The sequence below is a fragment of the Sulfitobacter sp. UBA4523 genome (genome assembly GCF_002388305.1).
Taxonomy (GTDB): Bacteria; Pseudomonadota; Alphaproteobacteria; order Rhodobacterales; family Rhodobacteraceae; genus Sulfitobacter; species Sulfitobacter pontiacus.
Genome location: NZ_DGMH01000054.1, coordinates 64,693 through 84,432, shown reverse-complemented (window position 1 = coordinate 84,432; position 19,740 = coordinate 64,693). Strand labels below are relative to the sequence as shown.

At 59.6% G+C, this 19,740-nt stretch carries 19 protein-coding genes and 1 pseudogene; 10 read left to right on the top strand and 10 right to left on the bottom strand.

From position 1 onward, the window contains the following. Positions 1-6: 6 nt before the first annotated feature. Genes B3849_RS13735 through gspG form a run of 4 tightly spaced genes read right to left on the bottom strand, consistent with a single transcriptional unit; the run spans position 7 to position 2,202 of the window. Positions 7-882: a type II secretion system protein N gene (locus tag B3849_RS13735; protein WP_278426046.1), complete on the bottom strand. Its 876-nt coding sequence runs from the start codon at positions 880-882 to the stop codon at positions 7-9. Next, the gene (gene gspI, locus B3849_RS13730) at positions 879-1,241 is read right to left on the bottom strand and encodes a type II secretion system minor pseudopilin GspI (RefSeq protein WP_168592904.1); all 363 of its coding nucleotides are present in this window, start codon (positions 1,239-1,241) and stop codon (positions 879-881) included. Before gspI ends, B3849_RS13735 begins: the two co-directional genes overlap by 4 nt. Continuing rightward, the gene (locus tag B3849_RS13725) at positions 1,238-1,720 is read right to left on the bottom strand and encodes a prepilin-type N-terminal cleavage/methylation domain-containing protein (protein ID WP_278426045.1); all 483 of its coding nucleotides are present in this window, start codon (positions 1,718-1,720) and stop codon (positions 1,238-1,240) included. The genes gspI and B3849_RS13725 overlap by 4 nt, the downstream gene beginning before the upstream one ends. Then, the gene (gspG, locus tag B3849_RS13720; protein WP_074636979.1) at positions 1,717-2,202 is read right to left on the bottom strand and encodes a type II secretion system major pseudopilin GspG; all 486 of its coding nucleotides are present in this window, start codon (positions 2,200-2,202) and stop codon (positions 1,717-1,719) included. Before gspG ends, B3849_RS13725 begins: the two co-directional genes overlap by 4 nt. Before the next feature lie 181 nt (positions 2,203-2,383). On the opposite strand from gspG, the gene gspL reads away from it, so the two are divergent. Genes gspL through gspF form a run of 4 tightly spaced genes read left to right on the top strand, consistent with a single transcriptional unit; the run spans position 2,384 to position 6,628 of the window. After that, on the top strand, positions 2,384-3,430 hold the full coding sequence (gene gspL / locus B3849_RS13715) for a type II secretion system protein GspL (RefSeq protein ID WP_286780298.1): 1,047 nt from the start codon (positions 2,384-2,386) through the stop codon (positions 3,428-3,430). Further along, positions 3,427-3,882, top strand: a complete 456-nt coding sequence (gene gspM / locus B3849_RS13710) for a type II secretion system protein GspM (protein ID WP_037941503.1) — start codon at positions 3,427-3,429, stop codon at positions 3,880-3,882. The genes gspL and gspM overlap by 4 nt, the downstream gene beginning before the upstream one ends. Then, positions 3,879-5,411, top strand: coding sequence for a GspE/PulE family protein (locus B3849_RS13705; protein WP_278426042.1), 1,533 nt, complete (start codon positions 3,879-3,881; stop codon positions 5,409-5,411). Before gspM ends, B3849_RS13705 begins: the two co-directional genes overlap by 4 nt. Further along, entirely contained in the window at positions 5,411-6,628 is a 1,218-nt protein-coding gene (gspF, locus tag B3849_RS13700) for a type II secretion system inner membrane protein GspF (protein ID WP_278426041.1), read from the top strand. Before B3849_RS13705 ends, gspF begins: the two co-directional genes overlap by 1 nt. Here gspF and B3849_RS13695 read toward each other — a convergent pair. Next, positions 6,625-7,257 carry a hypothetical protein gene (locus B3849_RS13695; RefSeq protein ID WP_286780297.1) on the bottom strand — a complete coding sequence of 211 codons (633 nt, stop codon included), beginning with the start codon at positions 7,255-7,257 and terminating at the stop codon, positions 6,625-6,627. The genes gspF and B3849_RS13695 overlap by 4 nt on opposite strands. On the opposite strand from B3849_RS13695, the gene B3849_RS13690 reads away from it, so the two are divergent. The 3 genes from B3849_RS13690 (at position 7,248) to B3849_RS13680 (ending at position 9,825) form a co-directional block, all read left to right on the top strand. Continuing rightward, positions 7,248-8,420, top strand: coding sequence for a penicillin-binding protein activator (locus tag B3849_RS13690; RefSeq protein WP_348655179.1), 1,173 nt, complete (start codon positions 7,248-7,250; stop codon positions 8,418-8,420). The genes B3849_RS13695 and B3849_RS13690 overlap by 10 nt on opposite strands. After that, the gene (locus tag B3849_RS13685) at positions 8,417-8,944 is read left to right on the top strand and encodes a type II secretion system protein GspJ (RefSeq protein ID WP_278426037.1); all 528 of its coding nucleotides are present in this window, start codon (positions 8,417-8,419) and stop codon (positions 8,942-8,944) included. Before B3849_RS13690 ends, B3849_RS13685 begins: the two co-directional genes overlap by 4 nt. A gap of 113 nt (positions 8,945-9,057) precedes the next feature. Beyond that, positions 9,058-9,825 (top strand): general secretion pathway protein GspK, encoded by a 768-nt coding sequence (locus tag B3849_RS13680; RefSeq protein WP_278426036.1) that lies wholly within the window; start codon positions 9,058-9,060, stop codon positions 9,823-9,825. 304 nt (positions 9,826-10,129) lie between these two features. On the opposite strand, the gene B3849_RS13675 is transcribed toward B3849_RS13680, so the two are convergent. Continuing rightward, the gene (locus tag B3849_RS13675; RefSeq protein ID WP_278426035.1) at positions 10,130-11,755 is read right to left on the bottom strand and encodes a DUF4331 domain-containing protein; all 1,626 of its coding nucleotides are present in this window, start codon (positions 11,753-11,755) and stop codon (positions 10,130-10,132) included. A gap of 208 nt (positions 11,756-11,963) precedes the next feature. On the opposite strand from B3849_RS13675, the gene B3849_RS13670 reads away from it, so the two are divergent. Further along, positions 11,964-12,419, top strand: coding sequence for a prepilin peptidase (locus tag B3849_RS13670; RefSeq protein ID WP_278426034.1), 456 nt, complete (start codon positions 11,964-11,966; stop codon positions 12,417-12,419). An 83-nt stretch (positions 12,420-12,502) separates the two neighbouring features. Here the strand turns inward: B3849_RS13670 and B3849_RS13665 are convergent, their stop codons facing one another. Both B3849_RS13665 and B3849_RS13660 read right to left on the bottom strand, forming a co-directional pair. Further along, a complete protein-coding gene (locus B3849_RS13665) occupies positions 12,503-15,682 on the bottom strand; it encodes an efflux RND transporter permease subunit (RefSeq protein WP_278426033.1) in 3,180 nt (1,059 codons plus the stop codon). Next, positions 15,679-16,887: an efflux RND transporter periplasmic adaptor subunit gene (locus B3849_RS13660; RefSeq protein WP_286780296.1), complete on the bottom strand. Its 1,209-nt coding sequence runs from the start codon at positions 16,885-16,887 to the stop codon at positions 15,679-15,681. Before B3849_RS13660 ends, B3849_RS13665 begins: the two co-directional genes overlap by 4 nt. Before the next feature lie 274 nt (positions 16,888-17,161). Between B3849_RS13660 and B3849_RS17625 the strand changes: the two are divergent. Together B3849_RS17625 and B3849_RS13650 are read left to right on the top strand one after the other, a co-directional pair. Beyond that, positions 17,162-17,425 (top strand): annotated as a pseudogene (locus B3849_RS17625) (TetR/AcrR family transcriptional regulator); the annotation flags it as partial. A 30-nt stretch (positions 17,426-17,455) separates the two neighbouring features. Continuing rightward, complete coding sequence (locus B3849_RS13650; protein WP_286780305.1) at positions 17,456-17,959, top strand: TetR/AcrR family transcriptional regulator; 504 nt, start codon at positions 17,456-17,458, stop codon at positions 17,957-17,959. A 40-nt stretch (positions 17,960-17,999) separates the two neighbouring features. Here the strand turns inward: B3849_RS13650 and B3849_RS13645 are convergent, their stop codons facing one another. Continuing rightward, positions 18,000-19,307 (bottom strand): TRAP transporter large permease, encoded by a 1,308-nt coding sequence (locus B3849_RS13645; RefSeq protein WP_005848587.1) that lies wholly within the window; start codon positions 19,305-19,307, stop codon positions 18,000-18,002. Continuing rightward, entirely contained in the window at positions 19,307-19,738 is a 432-nt protein-coding gene (locus tag B3849_RS13640; RefSeq protein WP_286780295.1) for a TRAP transporter small permease, read from the bottom strand. Before B3849_RS13640 ends, B3849_RS13645 begins: the two co-directional genes overlap by 1 nt. Positions 19,739-19,740 lie beyond the last annotated feature (2 nt).

The window sequence follows — 19,740 nt, the reverse complement described above, 5'->3', positions numbered from 1 at the left end:
CAAGGGTCACTGCAGCGGAAATGACATAACGATCGTTCGGCCATTCCTTTCGACTTCGATACGGGCCAAGCCAGACGCCGCGATCACGTCATACAGTTCGCGATCCTGATCGACATTGCCGACGCTTTCACCATTTACACTTGTCACGATGTCACCTGCTCTCAGACCGGCGCGGTTTACGCCTACGTCGTGCTTTTCAGCGATGGTATATCCTTTTTCCCCTGGCACCAAGCCAATCGTATCCAGAACCTCAGCGGGGTTGGCGATGATGCGGTCGCGCCACATGTCGATGTAATCCTGTGTCGTCACGGGCTGAGCGCGTGCAGCGGCATCCACCTGTTCACTGATGGAACTGCCCTGCCCAGAGGTCATAAGCGCCAGCAGCCGTTCCGCGCCGGTGGGGACCTGCGGACCATCGGCGACCAGATCCGCACCGGCAAAATAAAGACGGCTCTCGGTGTCTTTTGTCAGCACGGTTACATGGTTTTGTGAAATAGAGGTGAGCATCGTACCGGGGACGACCTCATCGCCGATGCGATAATTGCCTTCAGTCGTGTCCGACCGCAGCAATGCCAGCGAGCGGGACGGATCATCCCGTACGATGACCCCGAGCAAGATCAGGGTCTGCGGAATCGCGGCCGTCTGAGCATCTGCCACCGCGACTTCCGCAGCGCCGAACGGCGCAAGAGCCAGCGCAGGCGCAAGGTCGGGCAGTGCCTCGGGCTCTTGTGCGGGGGGGCGAAGCTTCGCAATAGGGGGGATAACGCGATCATGGCCCAGCACACGCCAAGTCGCTTCGGCACCTGCCGCGGCCACGCTGGAAACGGCCGTCAGGATCACGCCCAATCGAAGCCATTTCGCCGCATGGTCAAAGCGCGTCATGACGGGTCTCCTGATGCGACATATCCATCCAGAATATACAAAACCCGATCCGTCCCTGAAAGGGCGCTGCCGACAGAGACAGCCTGCACGTCGGGGTCGCTGGTCGGCCGGCGCGTCACGTCGAGATCGAATTCAATGCCGTATACCTCAAGCGGCTCCGCGCCGATTGCCACCCCTGCCCGGACTTCTGAAAGGCGGTATTCGGCGGCCCACCGTGCCGCGACCCGATCCGAGAGATCGGCGATGCGTTTACTGTGCCCCTGCGTGGCCGACAGCAGCGATACTGCGCCCAAGGCAAGGACGGCCATCGCCACCAGCGCTTCGATCAACGTGAACCCTGCATCGTCCTGACGTGTCATTCTACCTCCTGAAGATGCGCCGCGCTGACGCCGTCGAACCGAACATACTCCGCCGCGCCGTCAACCGCACGCAGTTCAAGCGACAAGGGGCTGTCCCCCGTCGGGCGCGACTCCGTGGAAACGACGATCGCGCCAGCGTTTCCGACGATCCGCGTGCGACCGGCCAGCATATGGGGTTCTTTCAGGACCGGTAAAGGATGCGGCACCCAGATTTCCCCGTTATAGACATCGAACCTATAGCCCTCCGCGCCCCAAACGAAGCCCATTGGCACCCCCGTCAGGATCACATCGTCCGCTGCCCGATTGAGCCTGGCGACAAGAAGGTCGGCCTCTTGCTTGGCAATATCACCACGTGACCCGCCGCCGATGTTAAGCCCGACAATCCCGGCCATTATTCCCACCAACACCAGTACCACAAGCACCTCAACAAGCGTCACGCCCGCGTCTTGGTGTCGGTCAGGGGCGGCCGTGGTTTTCACCTGCTGGCCTGCAGCTGCCCATGTGCCAGATCTGCCGCGACCCCTTCGCCGCCGGGTGCCCCATCTGCCCCAAGCGACATCAGATCGAACCCGCCATTCGCACCCGGAGAGACGTAGATGTAATCATTCCCCCAAGGATCGACCGGCACAGCGGTCAGATACCCACCCGCGACCCAGTTGCGGGGTTCGGGCGGCGCGGTGGGACGCACGGCCAAGGCCTGCAATCCCTGTGCGGTCGTGGGATAGGTGCGGTTGTCCAAGCGGTAAAGTTCGAGCGCCGAGCCGACTGCGCGGATGTCGGACTGCGCAACGGTCACCCGTGCTTCGTCCGGGCGCCCGATAACGTTGGGCACGATGATCGCCGCCACCAGCGCGATAATGACCAGCACCACCATCATCTCGATCAGAGTTACGCCCGCTTCACCGTCGCGGCGGCTGCGGTGGGACGCGGGACGGCCCCCCAGCTTTTTCCAGTGACGCATGAAACTGTTTCCCTATCTGTTACGTGGCTTTCCGTATACTATGGCAACAACGGGACGATTGAAAAGGTAATTTTTCGTGATAAGTCAAGGCATTACGCCAGATTTAAACGCCTCGGAGCGCCCTGTACGGCTGCCCGCGTCTGACGCTTTAAAAGTGCCTTTGACCACGAGAAATTCGGCCATGGTTGCACGGGCCGAACTTTATTGCCCGCAGGTTGATGGGCTGGCCGCCCGTCCGGTCAGTGCAGAACACGTCAGCAGTTTTATCGTTCATGTACCCAGATCCAATGCGCGGCAACGACAGGCGTTGATCACCTTTGCTGTCGAAGAGCGGATTGCCGCACCGCTGCAGTCCGTCCAGATCATCCAAGGCCCGCTTGCCGATGCGTCGCCCGGGGATCACCTGGCGTTTGTCCTGTCCAATGACGTGATGACGCAGGTGACACAGGAAGACGCGCCGCACCTCCCCGAATATCTGTTAATCCCCCGTCCACCGTCCGACAATGGTCCCGCGTGGGCTGTCTGGAAAGAAGGCAATCGTGCGGTTGTGCGCTGTTCCGACGGGACGGGTTTTGCCGCCAATGTGAATATGCTGCCGCTTTTATGGCAGCGCGCTGGCCGGCCGTCGCTGCGCGCGCTTGGCGAACCGTTGGGAGCGGATCTTCCGGCCGAAAATCTGTCAGCCACACCACCCCCACCGGACCCGATAGACGTGGCCTTCAGCTTTGCTCAGCCGCGCAAGGCTGCAGCACGGGGGTTGGCTGCGTGGAAGTGGGTTGCCGTCGCTGTCGGGGCTGCGTTAGCGCTGCATATGGTCATCGCGGCTTTGAACCTGCGCGCCCTCTCTCAGATCGCTCAGACAGAGCGCCGCGCTGCAGAGCTGGCCATTTCGGACATCCTGCCCGGCATGACCCTAACCCAAGAGGTTGGCCCCGTTCTCGCACGCCTGACACCCGCGCAGGTGGTTGCAACGGAAAGCAGCTTTTTGCCCCTGCTCAGCGATGTCTCACGCGTGCTGACGGACGCGCCGGTTGGTTTCAGGCGCATGGCATGGGGCGCGTCAGAGAATACATTGGTGGTGCTCATGCAGAGCCCTGGCCTGGAAGACCTGCAAGGCATCGAGCAGACGCTAGAGGCATCGGGCTTTGCCGTACGCAGCGGTGCCGCCACAGCGGGCGATGGCGGTGCAGAGGTCGAAATGCGGATCGCGCGGGGGGATGGCGGATGAAAGCTTTTGCCGCGCTTAACCCGCGTGAAAGGCGTCTGGTGAGCATTGTGCTACCTCTCGCCATCGTGGTTGTGGGCTATCAATTCCTATGGGCTCCGCTGCAACGGGCGCAGGCCGAAGCGCGCGCAGACATTCAAGCATTTCGCCTTGTTCAGGACACAGCTGCGCTGGCGTCCGTCGACACGATCGTGTCATTGCAACCGCTCAACGAGACGCCTCTTGCCACGCGGATCACCACCTCGGCATCCGTGGCAAACCTGACCCTGCGGCGCATTGAGCCTGAAAACGACAGCATCCGGGTCACTTTGGACGATACGCCCTTTGCGACCATATTGCTGTGGCTCTCTGATCTGGAAGAGCAGCACGACGTGAGGGTAGAGGCGCTCGAGGTGGATCGGCGCCCGGCACCGGGCCGTGTTTCGGCGCGTTTGCTTTTAGGATCGTTGCAATGACCCATGCCAGCACCCAGACCCGCCTTTCCTATGGTTTCGCGCAAAGCCAAGGGGTCATTCTATTACCTGTCTCTGAAGAGAGTGCGGAGCCACGCTGCCAATACCGCCATGATGCCTCTTTCGAAGCCCTGATCGAAGCACAGCGCGTGTCTGGCACCGCTGTGACATTCGAGGAAATATCGGCTGCCGATTTTGAAGCGGCTCTTGGCACGATCTACCGCGACTCCGCGTCCGAGGCCGCGCAGGTGGCCGCGGATGCAGACGATGATCTGGCCTCATTGGCGGACACGGCCGCTTCGATAGACGATCTGCTGGCCCAAAACGATGATGCGCCAGTGGTGCGGCTGATCAATGCCCTGCTGCTGGAGGCGGTCAAGGAAGGCGCGTCTGACGTGCATATCGAGACGGAGGAGCGGCGACTTTTGGTGCGCTTTCGGGTCGACGGCATTCTACGCGAGGTAATCAGCCCGAAACGCGCACTCGCGCCGCTGCTTGTCAGCCGGATCAAGGTGATGGGCAAACTCGACATCGCTGAGAAACGCCTTCCGCAGGACGGGCGTGTTTCGTTGCGTGTCGGAGGGTATGACCTTGACGTGCGCATCTCGACGATCCCCTCTCAATTTGGCGAGCGCGTGGTGCTGCGACTTTTGGACCGGGGGCAGACATTGCGTGGGATCGACCATCTTGGCCTGTCGGATCGGGATAATACGGTGCTGAAACGGATCCTGTCCTTGCCCGATGGGATGGTGCTGGTGACTGGTCCGACCGGTTCGGGCAAGACCACGACGCTTTATGCTGGTCTGGATATGCTGAACGACCGGCAACGCAACATCATGACCGTTGAGGACCCGATCGAATATACGATGGACGGTGTTGGCCAGATGCAGGTCAACGCCAAGACCGATCTCAGCTTTGCCAGAGGGTTGCGCGCCATTCTACGACAAGATCCGGATGTGATTATGGTCGGCGAGATCCGGGACCGCGAGACGGCACAGATCGCGGTGGAATCCGCCATGACCGGGCATCTTGTCATCTCGACCTTGCACACCAACACGGCCATCGGTGCCGTGTCTCGACTGGTCGAAATGGGTGTCGAACGATTTTTGCTGGCTCCTATGCTGCGCGGGCTGATCGCGCAGCGGCTGGTGCGGCGCAATTGCACCGACTGTCTGGGCGACCACGAGGTCACGCAGGCGGAAAGCGATCTTTTGGGGCAAAAGATAAAGCCCGGAGAGATTGTGAAGAAGGGGCTTGGTTGCGATACCTGTCAAGCCAGCGGCTTTCGTGGACGTCTGCCGCTCTATGAAATTATCGAGGTCGACGGCGCGCTTGAACGCAAAATGCACGAAGGGCAATCCGAAGCCGAGCTGATCGCCGCGGCGCGGGATCGCGGCCCGAGCATTCTGGACGACGGTATCGCCAAAATGCGTTTGGGGCTCACCACTGCACAGGAAGTCGCGCGCGCCATCCACGACGGTGCCCCACCGCAACCCAGCATATCGCTTGCCGCATCACAAGAGGATGAATAATGCCAGCCTATGCCTATGAAGCGATGACGCCCGCGGGCAAGTCGACCAAGGGGATCATAGAGGCCGCAAGTGCCGCCGCCGCACGCAGCAGTCTGCGCCAGCGCAACCTCGCGCCGCTGTCGGTTGAACCAACCGTCGCAAAAAAAGGGAAAGCGACGAAGGGGGCGGGATTTGGCAGGGCCAAGATTTCGCGCCGTGCGCTTACCCTACTGACCCGACAGCTTGCCACGCTGATCGGTTCGGGGATCGGTGTGGAGCAAGCGCTCAAGACAGTGGCAGACCAGCAGAATAAGCCCGCTGTTACATCACTGTTGTTGAACCTGCGCGCCTCAGTGCTCGACGGGCGCAGCTTTGCGCAGGCGCTTGGCGAGTATCCTCATGTGTTCGGAGACTTTTACCGTGCGTCGGTCGCTGCGGGGGAAACCTCGGGGCAGCTTGGCCAAGTGATGGAACATCTGTCTGGCTTTGTGGAAACCCGCGCAAAGAACCGGCAGACGGTGCAGCTTGCGTTGCTGTATCCCGCGATCCTTGCCGTCGTTTCGCTTGCGGTAATCGTAGCACTGTTGACCTTTGTGGTGCCTGACATCGTGCGCGTTTTCACCTCTCGCGGGGCGGAGCTGCCGTTCCTGACCCGTTCGTTGATTACGGTAAGTGATTTTATCAATGCGTGGGGTATCGCAATGCTCGGCGTGCTCGCTGCCGTTATCCTTGGCGGGGCCAGCCTGCTGCGGCAACCGGCGATGCGGCTGCGTTGGCATCGATTTCTATCGCGTTCAATGCTGACGCGGGGGTTCTCTCTCAAGACAAACTCGGTGCAGTTTGCGGGTACCTTGGCAACCTTGACCGTCAGCCGCGTGCCGCTTGTAGATGCCTTGACCGCTGCTACGCAGACCGTGCCAAATTTGCATGTTCGCGAAAAAGTCGCCCAAGCCACGGCACGCGTACGCGAAGGGACGGCGCTTTCACGGGCGCTGGACGATGCCAAAGTCTTCCCCCCGATGCTGATCGCGATGATCGCAAGTGGGGAAGCGGGGGGCGTGCTGGGGACAACGCTGACCCGCGCAGCCGACGATCAAGAGCGCGATCTGAATGCATTGGTAGCCGCATTGGTAGCACTGGTCGAACCGGCCGTACTGCTGATCATGGGTGGGATCGTGATGCTTTTGGTGCTCTCGATCCTGCTGCCGATCGTTAACCTCAACAATCTGGTGAACTAGAATGGCATTTCTATGATCATCGGCCCGCTCGTCGGCATGCCCGGCACAAGCACGGCGCCTTCGGGCTCGATACGCGCGATCAGCCGCCGTTCCCCTGTCACCGTGACCTTGGCCAGCGTGCTGTCACGGTCCGTCAATATTGCTATGGCGTCGCGGCCTTGGGTTGTCAGGTCCAACGTCATCTGCGGCACTGTTGTGTCGCGCCCCAATAGATCTTTGCACCGCCCTTCGCTGATCAGAACCGCGCCCGCAGCAGCAGCGGCCCCCTTGCGCCAGCTCAGCCCTTGCACATCAACGACGGCCTGCGACGTGCAGTTTTTCAATGCGGCCCCGGGGATCAGGTCGACCAAACCGGGCCCGATACGCCCCACAATATCCGTCGCGCTCATGGATGCTGGGGTAAAGGTCGCGACGCCTGTCAGCTGCGTATCGGGGCCTTGCAAAGTCCAGTCTGCGACCCCGCGAGCAGCGAACAAAGGCCAGCCGCGCAGGTCCCAATCCAGCGAATATCCACCGTCCAACACAGCACGCCCTTCCCACAGGCCGCCATACAGGTCAGTAATCGGAGCAGGGATGACGGCAATACGGCGCAAGGCCGATGCCGGGAGGGTGACAAACAATGTCGTCACGTAAACGAGGAATGCAAAAGATGCCAAAAGCACAGCCGATAAAATCCATCGAAACCGTGGCTTCCGGTGCCTTTTCCCCTCTGTCGCGGCGGCGGGTATTGTTGGGTCTTGGTGGGTCATCGGCGCTCATTGGTTTATCGGGCTGCGGCGGGTTGTCTTTGACAGGTGAAACTGAACTGCCGCCTGAAAATGCGGTAGGACAGGCCGTTTTGCTGGCCCCGCTTACCGGCCCGCGTGCGTCATTAGGACAGATCATGCTGGCAGCCGCAAGCCTTGGCGGCAACGCGACCGGCCCAGGGGCCGAGGTCGAGGTGGTCGATGCTGGCGATAGCCCCGAAACAGCCGTTGCTGCCGCGCAAAAAGCGATGGACGGCGGGGCGAAGATGTTACTTGGTCCGCTTTTCTCAGGCCAGAGCCGCGCAGTCGCCGAAGCTGTCGGGCGCGGTACGCCCGTTGTTTCACTGTCGAACGACAGCTCTATCGCCGGAGATAACCTGTTTGTATTCGGCATCACACCGCAGCAATCAGCGAAATCGATCCTCGGCTTCGCGGCAACCCGCGGCAAGCGCAACGTTGTTACTGTTGTTCCTCCGGGGCCATTTGGTGCCTTGTCCGCGCAGGCAGCGCAATCCGTCGTCGCGGCGACAGGGGGTACCGCTCCGCCAGCGATTGTTGCCGCATCCGCCGCTGGCCTGATCGACAAGATCCGGGCCGCGAACGGCGGTGCGCTGCCAGATGCGGTTTATCTGCCCGTTGTGGGTGGCCCCTTTGAAGAACAGGCCGCGGCGATCAAGAGCGCGGGGGTGCAGCTGCTTGGCTCGGAACAATGGGCATCGATCACGCCTTACCGGATCGACGCATTGCAGGATGGTTGGTTTGCCGCACCCGACCCTGTTCGGTTCGAAGCCTTTGCTACGGCCTTTACCGCGTTCAGTGAGACCGAGGCGGGTGTGCTTGGCGGGTTGGCCTTTGATGCCGTCGAAATGGCGCGAATTCTTGGTCGCATCGGCCAGCAGAACCGCAAAGGGTTGCTGCGCGACGCCGGTTTCGACGGTGTCGTCGGCCCCTACCGTTTCCAAAAGGACGGACAATGCGCACGCGGGCTGGCCATCCTGAGCGTGACAACCGGCGCGAATAACCTGATCGGCTCTACCGGCGCATGACCCTTATCCGCGACCAAGAGGCTGGCGTGACCCTGATCGAGATGCTGGTCGCGCTTAGTCTGTTCGCTTTGGTGGGTATTGCCTCGTTTACCACGCTGGACACGATCTTGCGTGTCCGCGAACGCACCGATGGCCGGCTCGAGCATCTGGCACAATTGGACCGGGCGTTGCTGGTCTTCGGGCGCGATATCGTGCAGGCGGACCCCGGTACGGTGACGCTTCGGGATGGGGTCCTGTCCACTCTGGGACATGATGGCCAGACCAGACGCCAGTATCTGCACGATGCAAATACGCTTAGCCGCGAGATAGGCCCCCGAAACGCGGATGATCTGTTGCGGCAAACCCTGATACTGGATGTCAGCGCGCTGACGTTTCGCGTACTTGATAGGGATCGTAACTGGCATTCGGCGTGGCCCCTCCCCGACAGCGAGAGCGAAGCGCTGGCCGTGGATATGCGCGTGGACATTGATGGAATTGGCAGTCTGAGGCGGCTTTCGTCTTTGACCCGCCCTGCGCCCCGATGAGCCGCGCCGGTATACGATATCCGGACGCCGGCGTCGTGTTGATCAACGTGTTGGTGGCGCTCGCTTTGGGGTCTGCGATCGTTGTCTTGATGTTCACCTCGCAAGAATCCCTGATGGAACGCACCCAGCGAGCAGCCGCAGCGACCCAGGCCGAGGCGCTGGCCTTGGGCGCGGAGACCTCGATTATCGTGGCGCTACGCCGGGATATGGACGTCGCACCCGAGACGGACCATATGGCCGAACCATGGGCGTTGGCAGCACAAGAAGAAGTGCAACTAGAGACGGGTAGCTTTGCGATCAGCGTATCAGATGCCCAAGCGCGGTTTGATTTGAACGGGCTTGCAGCGGGGCGCCTCTCGCAACAGCAAATCCTTGCGCGGCTGGTCAAATCTCTGGCCCTGCCCGACAGCGTGGCCTTGGACATCAACGACCGAATTTCCCGCCGCGGCCCCATACGCGCGTTGTCCGAGGTCGAGCTTTTGGACGCGCCGACGCGTGCGATACTGGCCCCCCACGTCAGCCTGCTACCGCAACCCGGCGATGTGAACATCAACACCGCAAGTGAAGCGGTCATCGCGGCAGTGCTGGGATCGCCAAGCGCCGCAAGACAACTGGTCAAGCGGCGCGAACAAAACGGGTTCCTCACGCGCGGGGATGTGACCGATGCTGGCATTGTCGCGCTGAACGGCATTGGTTTCACGTCAGACGTCTATGACGTGGAAAGCCGCGCAGAAGTCGATGGCACGACGGTTATCCTGACGTCCCGGCTGCTGCGCGAAGACAGGCTGGGGCGAAAAGACACCTATGCGATCGAGCGCAGCTTTTCAAAGCATCTGGGATCGAAGGGGAGCTTGCCTGCCCCAAAGCCCTTCCGTCCCTAAGGGTAAAATGCGAAACGCGGCCACTCTATGGAGCGGCCGCGCCTCTTTCATATTCTCACACCCCCGAAAAGGAGCCAATCAACCTAGGGGTTGAAAGGTTCGCTCGTCGGGAACCGTGGCACTGTGACCCCCGCGAGGGAGATCGGCTGGGCATTGCGATCCTGGTTGAAGGCGCGCACAAAATCGGCCCCCAATTTGGAAATGCCGTTTAGTCCGCCGCTGCTACCACAAGCGACTAGAACGCCGGCCACAACCACAAGAACTGAGATACTCTTCAACATCGGAATTCTCCTATTCTATGGGTTTAGTTGTTCGGCGAGCCAGCAATCGGTGTGTTCAAGTAGGGGAACACGGTTTGCAACTCGGTGGCGCGCAAAGGTGCCCCATCGGTCAACGGCACTAGGCCCGCAGGCGCGGTATCGTTGGGATCGCCTTTGCCACAAAGACCCAGATTTACATTGTCTTCGGCACTTGGGTCTCCGCTAAGCTCTTGCCCGAGAGGCACGTCATGGCACAACCGGCCCATCATCACGCGCAGCGCAAGATCGACAGTGTCATCCGCCGGACGGCGACCGTTGGGAAAGCCCGCAAGGTCTTCAGCCAAAAGGCCAAAGGTATGCTGCTCGGACGCGGGTGTCGCCGGGAACGCTGTATTCAAACGCAGCATTTCAGACAGGTCTGTCTTCGTATCGAAGCCAGCAGGCTGGTTTACGCCCTGAAAACCGCTGAGGAACGCGGTAACAAGGTCGTTCCGGGGGAAGTTCGACGGAGCGATATTGCCCGATGCACCCAACGCATCGCGGAACAGGATGTCCAGTAGCGCTGGCAGGGTCGGATTGGTCACATAGACAGCCAGTGCCTCGTCAATTGTAGGCTCTGCTGCGTTAAACAGATCCTTGTCGGAAAGGCCGATGACCACCTCGTTAACCAGCGGGTTGGACAAGCGCGACTGCTGTACCCAAGCGCCACCATAAATCGAGGTCTTCTCGTAGGTGGGCGACGGATCTTCCAATTCGCCTTGTGGCAGGCTGGCAGTCGTCCATGCCCCGATGACCGGCTCATCCCCTTGGGTCAGACAGGAGATTGGAATTTCCAAAGCCAGCGTTGTGACATTGGCTTTACCAATCAGGTCGTCATTGGCGCGGTCCTGCACGATCCCGTTCGCGTTGAAATTGGGATCGTTATACTGGGACCACATCGGGTTATCTGGTCCCTGCACTGGAACGAGGTTCACCAGATCAAAGATTTCGCCAAGGTTCACCGCGAAGGCCTCTGCGCGCTGGCCAGCAAAAACCCGGCCCGTTCCGCAGCCCGGAATTTTTACATCGTCATAGATATAGGCGTTCGCGTATTCGGCATAGTCAGGCAGGGTCTTGTTGCCAACGTTGTCGAGCGGCTTGGTAAAGGTCGTCCCGCCGCCATGCGAAAGAGACGTTCTTTTGCCGCTGCGACGGTCCCCCGTGATCATGGTCACGCTATAGCTTTCGGTTTCACCCAGAGCAGCGGTCGGGCTGCTGGCTGTGATCTGGCCTGCGGCGCGCAGCGGAATGCCCACTTTCTCGCCGCCGATGTCCAGCTGGATACCAGTGCCGTCTTTCAGATTATTGTCGAATTGAAACTGAAAGGTGATCTCTTCTTCGGCATCGGCGTCATTGCTGACATGGATCTCGTAGATCGCATCAGGGTCCATGGTGAAATAGTTGGGTCCACCATAGGGGGCCTGCAAAGGCTGATAATTTGCAATGAGGGTCACGTAGTCGCCGCGGTTTGCCTCGTAGCTTTTGAACATGTAGAAATCTGTCGCGTCGATCTTTGGCTGCTCGGTAATGCCCGGCGCCTCACGGTGCGATGATGCAGATGCAATGCTTGCTGTCAGGCAAAGCGCAGTAGCGCAGCTTCCCTGCAACAAGGTACGAATGGTAAATGTCATTTTTCACTCCCAAGTTGGCTTATTTTATGTGCCGAGACCAATGGCCATCGGATCGCCCTGCGAGTGCTGAAAAAATTCTATTCACTACCCGCATTGAATGAGACACGTGCTGCCGCCGAGAAAGTTTCACCGTTTATGATAGAATATCTCATTTAGATGGAACCTAGGCCCACTGGCGTTTTTGATGCTTGCCGTGTTTTATACGTGAATGCCTCTGTTCATCTTATCCTCGATCATTCTGATTCCGATTTTGGGTCAGCTTGTTCGTATTGATCTGCGCCAACACCGCCTGCCGGATCGCTATACGGTTCCGCTGATCTGCGTTGGGCTAGCCACGAATGCCCTCGCGCAGCGTGCCCTCCCGACGGAGGCGATCTGGGGCGCTATCATTGGCTATGTGGTATTCTGGCTGATCGGAGCGGTCTATTTCCGCAGCCGTGGGCAGGAAGGGTTGGGCTTGGGCGATGCAAAGCTGCTGTCGGCAGCGGGTGCATGGGTCGGGGTTTTCGCCTTGCCTTGGGTCGTGCTCCTGTCGGCTCTGGGTGCCCTTGGGTACGCAGTGCTCTCGGGCCACGGGCGCCAAGAGCGCCTTGCGTTTGGTCCATGGATTGCCGGGGCCCTTCTTCTTATTTGGTTAGGAAAAGGGCTTTTTTCAGAGGTATAGAAACGCGTATTACCCCTGCGAACGGCATTTTACGCCGCCATCTCGCGGACTTTCCAATCGAAGGATGCTAACCGCACGCCCGGTCAGCGTTGAGGGTCTGCACGTTTACGTCTGAATAAGCTCGACAACCATGCTCTCCTCGGTCGTTCCGCTGGCGTCGCCTCGTCCCCTTGCAGGCTTCGCTTTTGTCCAAACATCAGCATGGCAGGTGTCAGGATGAGGGTCAGAAGGGTCGCGACGACCAGCCCCCCTACAATCGCGCTCGACAGTTCGGTCCAATATTGGGTCGATGGCGCGCCAAAGACGATTTCGCGCGTGAAGAAATTCAGGTTGGCCCCCAGCACCATCGGCATCAGGCCAAGCGCCGTGGTAATCGATGTCAGAAGAACAGGCCGCAAACGTTGTGCGCCTGTGCGCAAGGCGGCCTCGCGCGGGTGCATGCCAGTGGATCGTAGATCATTGTAGGTATCAATCAGAACAATGTTGTTGTTCACCACGATGCCCGCCAACGCGATAATCCCGATGCCCCCCATCACAACGCCAAAGGGGCGCCCCGTGACGATCAAGCCAAGCAGAACACCCGCGACCGAGAAGATGATCGCGCTCATCACGACGAAGGCTTGGTAGAAGCTGTTGAACTGAAGAACCAGGATCACCAGCATCAAGACAATCGCGGACACGAAGGCACCAACGAGGAACACCATCGCTTCGGTCTGGTCCTGCGCCTCGCCGGCGAAGCTATAGCTGACCCCGTCGGGCAAATCTGCAGCGTCCAGGGCTTGTTGCAAAGCCGTCACCTGATCGTTGACTAACAAACCGGGTGCGACATTTGCCTCTATCGTCACGACGCGCTTTTCATCGACACGTGTGATCGTGCCCGTCCGCTCAACCGGCTCGAAGGTGACAAAGTTGGAGATCGGCACCAATCCGGCAGAGGTGGGAACGCGCAGGTTTCCAAGCTCTGACAAAGACCGTTCTTCGGCCGGAAAACGAACGCGTATATCCAGCTCTCCGTCCGCGTCCTCGGGCCGGTAATCCGCGACGGCGATGCCTTGGGTCAGCAGCTGAACGGCTTGCCCCAAAAGACTGACATCAGCGCCATATCGCGCGGCTTCCGCCCGGTTCACGCGGATGGACACCTCTACCCCCGGAAGCGGCAGCGTGTCGGTCACATCCGTGAAGCCGCCGATCTGCTCCATGATGGACAAGACCTGCGCGACAGCGTCGCCCTGCACGGCCGGATTGCGCGCCGCGATCTGAAGGTTGATCGGCTTGCCAGCGGTGGGTCCGCCGCTTTCGGTCTGGACCTGAACATCAACGCCCGCAATGTCTGCGACATCCCGCCGGATATCGGTGCCGATGGCTTCTGCCGCGCGCCGCCTGTCCCATTCGGTGAGCTCAAGCTGTATCGTACCGATGGTTTCTTCGCTGCCTTGCCCTGCGCTCATCGTGGATCGGGCATAGACGGTGGCTACTTCATCATAGCCCATCAATCGCTGCTCGACCCTGCGCACCAACGCGTCACGTTCGTAGATAGAGAAGTTGTCACGAGCGAGCACCTGCACCTGCATGAACTCTGGCTCTACCGAGGGGAAGAACGACAGGCCGGTCCCGAACTGCCCGTATAGACCAAAGCTGCCAAGCAGCATGGCAAGCGCCAGCAACGCCGTCGCACCGGGTCTGAGGATTGCCCATTCCAACAGACGCACATAAGCTCCGGTCAGCCCGCCAATGCGCCGTGGGTCACCTTTTTCAGCTTCGCTGAGCGCACGTTTGGCCGCCGCATTTTGCGGCTGGCGTTTCCCGATGAGGCCACCCAGTACAGGGATGAAGATGAGCGCCATGAAAAGGGACGCGAAAAGGGTCAGGATCACGGTAATGGGCAGGAACTTCATGAACTCGCCGACCATGCCGGTCCAGAACAGCAGCGGAAAGAACACGCTTAATGTCGTGGCGGTTGAGGCGATGATCGGCCAAGCCATGCGCTTGGCGGCATAGGCATAGGCTGTTTGCGCATCATCCCCCTCTTGCAGACGACGGTCCGCCAGCTCGACCGTTACGATGGCCCCATCGACCAGCATCCCGACAACCAAAATCAGCGAAAAGAGAACCACGATATTCATCGTGAACCCCATCGCCCAAAGCGCCGTAACCCCCACCAGAAACGCCCCCGGAATGGCAAGACCGACAAGGATAGCCGACCGAAGACCAAGGGCCGCCACGATGACAATCATCACAAGCAAAACCGCTGCAATGACGTTTGCCTCCAGGTCGCTCAGCAACGTCTCTACCTGCTCGGACTGATCTTGCAGGTAGGTTACCTCGATGCTTTCGGGCCAATCCTTGCGCAGCTCTTCCAGCGCAGCACGCGTGGCCGCGACTGTTTCGATGATATTCGCCCCGGACCGCTTTTTCACCTCAAGCGCAAGTGCCGGTTGCCCGTCAATGCGTGCGTAGCCCGTCGGATCTTGGAAGGTGCGGCGGACGGTTGCGACGTCTTCGAATGTCACCACCGTATTTCCGCGCACCTTTACCGGAATTTCCATGACGTCTTGCAGGTCCTCGATCAGGCCCGGCACCTTGAGCACGATGCGCCCGCCCCCCGTCTCGATGGCCCCCGCCGCAATCAAACGGTTGTTCCGCTGAAGCTGGCCGATCAGCTCATCAAAGCTCAGGTTGTAGGTTTGGAAAACCGTCGGGTCGATCAGTACCTCAAGGAATTCGTCCCGCGCGCCGCCAATCTCGACCTCCAGAACGCCGGACAGCCCTTCGATGGCTTCTTGCGCGTCATCGGCGATGGCGTTCAGCGTTCGCTCTGGCACCGGCCCCGAAATGAGCGCGGAGATAATCGGGAAGAGCGCCGTGTTGATCTCTGTCACCGTGAGGTCATAGGCGTCTTCGGGCAAATCGCCCTCGACCCTGTCTGCGGCTTCCCGGACTTTGCGCAGCGCTTCGTCGATGTCTCCGCCGGGGGTGAATTCAAGCTGGACATTCGCATAGCCTTCGGACGCATTGCTTTGGATCTTCTCAAGCCCGGCAATCGCGGCGAATTCGGCTTCCATCGGCTCGATCAGCAGGCGTTCGGCATCAGACGGGCTGATCCCTTCAAGGCCCGTGGAGACGTAAACAAGCGGTAAAGGCACCTCGGGGTTGGCTTCTTTGGGGATGGCGACATAGGCGACCGCGCCTACGCCCAAGAGCATCAGAAGCACCATCAGAACGACCCGGCCACGCGAGAATGCGGCGTCAATAATCGTATTCATTCCCGCTGCCCTTCGTCGCTTGCCGCGTCACTATCGGGAATGGGAAGCGCGGGCTGCCCATCTTGAGGGGTGCTGTTTTCCTCACCGTCATCCGCCTTGGTCTGCAACGACGGTGCCACCTCTTCGCCTTCGTTCACGAACCCCTGACCGACAGTGATGATCCGCACTGCGTCCGACAGGCCGCTTACATACAGGCCATCGATCTCTGCTCGCACGATGCGAATGGGGGTGAACACAACCATATCATTCTCATCAACGGTTTTGACGCCCAAGCGCCCCTCTGGGCTCAGCGATATCGTCGAGGGCTGCACGAAATGCGCGCTTGTCGAACCGGTCGGGATTCGAATTTCGGCGGAAATACCGGCGGGAATGGCACCGTCTTCATTCGGCACGGTGATCTTGGTGAGGAACGTGCGGGTTTCGGCATTTGCAGCCGTGCTGACAAAGCTCACCGTGCCTTCACGCTCTTCTCCGGTGATGAAATTCACCGTCGCCGTCTGGCCGCTTTTGATCTGACCAAGCGCCTGTTGTGGCACCTGCAACGCAACTGTCAGCGGCCGATTATCAACGATGCGCCCGACTTCGGCGCCCGCCTGAATAAACTCACCCGCATCAAGTGACAGCTCTTCGACACGTCCGGTAAACGGGGCCGTGATAACAAGTGCCTCTATCGCCTCTTGCGCTGCGGTCACGGATGCCTCGGCGGCGGCAAGCGTGGCGCGTGCTTGGCTGACCCGATCGGCAGTCGCCACCCCTCTGTTCAATAGCTCAGTTGCGTTCTTGAACTCTCGGTCCGCACGTGCGAATTCTTCGCTGGCCCGCGCAAGATCCGCCTGAGCTTCCGTCGCAGAGAGCCGCGCAATCACCGCGCCGCCCTCGACCTCTTCCCCCTCCATCACCAAGACATCTACGACGTCGCCTGACGCCTCGGCGCGGATCGACGTATCGCGGTCAGGTTGCGCCTGCCCTTCCGCCTGAAAGGATATCGTGACCAGTTGAGGCGTCGACTTTTCAACCGCCACGGCAACCGGCTTGGCGGGGGCAGTTTCAGCTTGCCCTGCGTCTTCGTCACCCGAGGGCAGGATATACCCGCTGCCCATCCAGCCGACGATGGCGACAACCAAAGCCGCGGCAATCCACGCCGACCGCGACGCGCCTTTATCGTCCTCGAAAGACAATTGCTCTTTGTTTTCGCTGTCGCTCATTTCCAGTTGGCCTTCACTCTCACACACAGGGTTCCTTTTCAGACATGCATACCATGTAGGCCGCCGTTCAAAGAGGTCGCATCATATGACGCTTTTTAGAAACAGACCAGCAGTCTGTAAGCGAGAAATAGACGGTGCGCATGAAACGTCAATGTGACGTGGAGGCAACCAGCGATCCTACCGCTGAAACGAAGCGCAATTCCGATGGATCAACTGCGCTTTGCTGAACACGTACGACCTCATTCGGCATTTAGCTGCTCATGGGACTTGAACGATGAATGACACGGGCCTAGGTGTTTACCGACCAAAGATCTGTATGGTTAACGATCTGTATGGCTATGGAGACGTCGCATTGGCAAAGACCGATACAAAAAGAGACAGCCGTGTGCGTATGGCACCAGCGGTAAGGCGAGATCTTATCCTTGATGCAGCCCAAGCGCTGTTTATGGAACGGGGCTGGGATGCCGTGACAATCGCGGATGTTCAGGAAGCGGCAGGCATTTCACGCGGCGGCTTTTACCACCACTTTGCCGCAAAAGAAGACCTGTTGAGCGGGCTTATCGCGCGCATGACTGAACAAGCGATGCAGACCACTGAAGCCGCGATGAGCCAGAACAACGGCGATGCATTGGTCCAGTTGAACGGTTTGCTGGATGGCGCGGCGCAATGGACAGCCGACAACGTCAACGAACTGCGCGGTTTGGTGCAAATCTTCTCACGACCCGGTAACGAGATCCCCTACCGCCGGATCTGTGACGCCGAGGCCGCGGTCGTGATGCCGGTCCTTAAAGCCATCATTGAATCCGGTATTGCTGAGGGAACATTCAACCCCGTTGACGCAGGGCTGACCGCCGAGCTGATGCTAAGCCTTTCGCAGGGCCGTCGGGAGGTTCTCATCGAGGTATTTGACCTGGCGAGCGCGACCAATCTTGACGCGGCAGTTGACGCACTTGACAGGCGTCTTCGATCTGAAGGTGAAATCTGCGACCGATTGCTTGGCCTGCCGGTGGGTAGCGTCGCCCTGTCAAACCGCACCGAATACCGCCGAATGCTGGCCGGCTTGGTCCAGTAGCGGCGGATGATATGCGCGAGTTTGCAACGCGACGCTCCGACTACATCCCAGGCAGCCATAGCGCCAGTTGCGGGAACAGGATCAACAAGAACACCAGCAGCACCGAACATCCCATATAGGGGAAGGCAGATCCGTAGATCTCGCGCATGGTTGTGCCTTTGGGGGCGACGCCCTTCATCACGAAAAGCAGTAGCCCGAAGGGCGGTGTGGTAAAGCTGATCTCGAGCGCCAGCAGGATCACCAGACCGAACCAAACCGGATCAAATCCCAGCGTTGTGGCGAGCGGGAAAAAGATCGGTACGGTCAGTAACATCATTGAGATCTGCTCCATGAACATACCCAGCAGCAGCAGGACGCCGAACATCACCAGCAGCATCGCCACAGGGGCCAGATCAAACGACGTCGCCCACCGGATCAACCCGCTGGAAGCCCCGGAAAACGCCAGCAACTGGCTGAAGGTGGCCGACCCGAAGACGATGAGATAGGCCATCAGGGTCACCCGCATCGCGCCGATCACCGATTTCTTCATCGCTTCCCATGTGAGGCAACGGAAGGCCACCGCCAAGATCAACACGCCAAGCGCCCCGAATGCCGCGGCCTCGGACGGGGTGATCAGCCCGCCCACCATGCCAATCACGATCACGACCATGACTGACAACATGGGCACCACATCGCCGAAGAACAGGCGCATCTTTTGGCCAAAGCGCAGGTCTTCAACCTCGTAAGCGGGGGCGGCGTCAGGATCGATCCGGGTCTGAATGTAGATCGTCGCGATATAGAGGCTGGCAAGGATGAGCCCCGGAATGATCCCCGCGATCAACAATGCGCCCACATCGATCCGCGCCAAGGTTGCCAACAACACGGCCAGCGCCGAGGGCGGGATGATAATCGCCAGCCCCCCCGTGCCAAGGATCGGACCGATGGACATATGCTTTTTATACCCGCGTTCCGTCATCTCGGGCACCATCAGGCTGCCCAGCAACGCGGTGGAGCCCATGGACGACCCAGACAGCGTTGAAAATGCCGTGCCGCCCAGAACCGTGACATAGGACAGCCGTCCCGGCAGCTTGCCCAGCAAACGGTCGATGGCATTGAACATGCGCTTGCCCAAACCGGTGTAGAAAAAGATTTCGCCCATCAGCAAGAATAACGGGATCGGCACCAGCGCATAGTTGGTCAGCCCGCCGAACCCATTGTTCAGCAGCAGCGTGACCCCTTTGGCCCCGCCCATAAAGAACCACGCCCCAACGATATTGGCTGCGAGAAAAGCCAGGGCAACCGGCATCCCGATGGCCATCAGCACCAGAATAGAGCCCAGCAAAAGGGCCAGCGATTCAAACCATTCCATTATTCATGTACCCCTGCTTCGCCGGAGTGCATCAGGTCATCGCCAAAAACAAATCGGGAAAATTCAATCGCCATCAGGCCAAAGCTGACCGGAAAGGCCAGCGTCAGTATCCATTTCGGAAAGTAATACGCACGCACATCCAGATCATTGCGCGCGATGTTGTTCAGGCACAGCTCTGCCCCTTTCCACGCCAGTATCAAGGACACGACAACACAAAGCACCGCGACCAGCCGGCTGACAAAGCGCCGTGCCGCCTCGGGCAGCGCCGCGGTCACCAGTTCGATATGCACATGCCCCTTCTCGCGTACCAGCCAAGGTGCGCCAAGCATGGTCATATACAGGATCGCGTATTCAGAAGAGGTAAAGAGCCACGCAAAAGGCTGCATCCCGCTGTTGCGCATCACCACTGACAGAATGACCGAAATCATCAGCT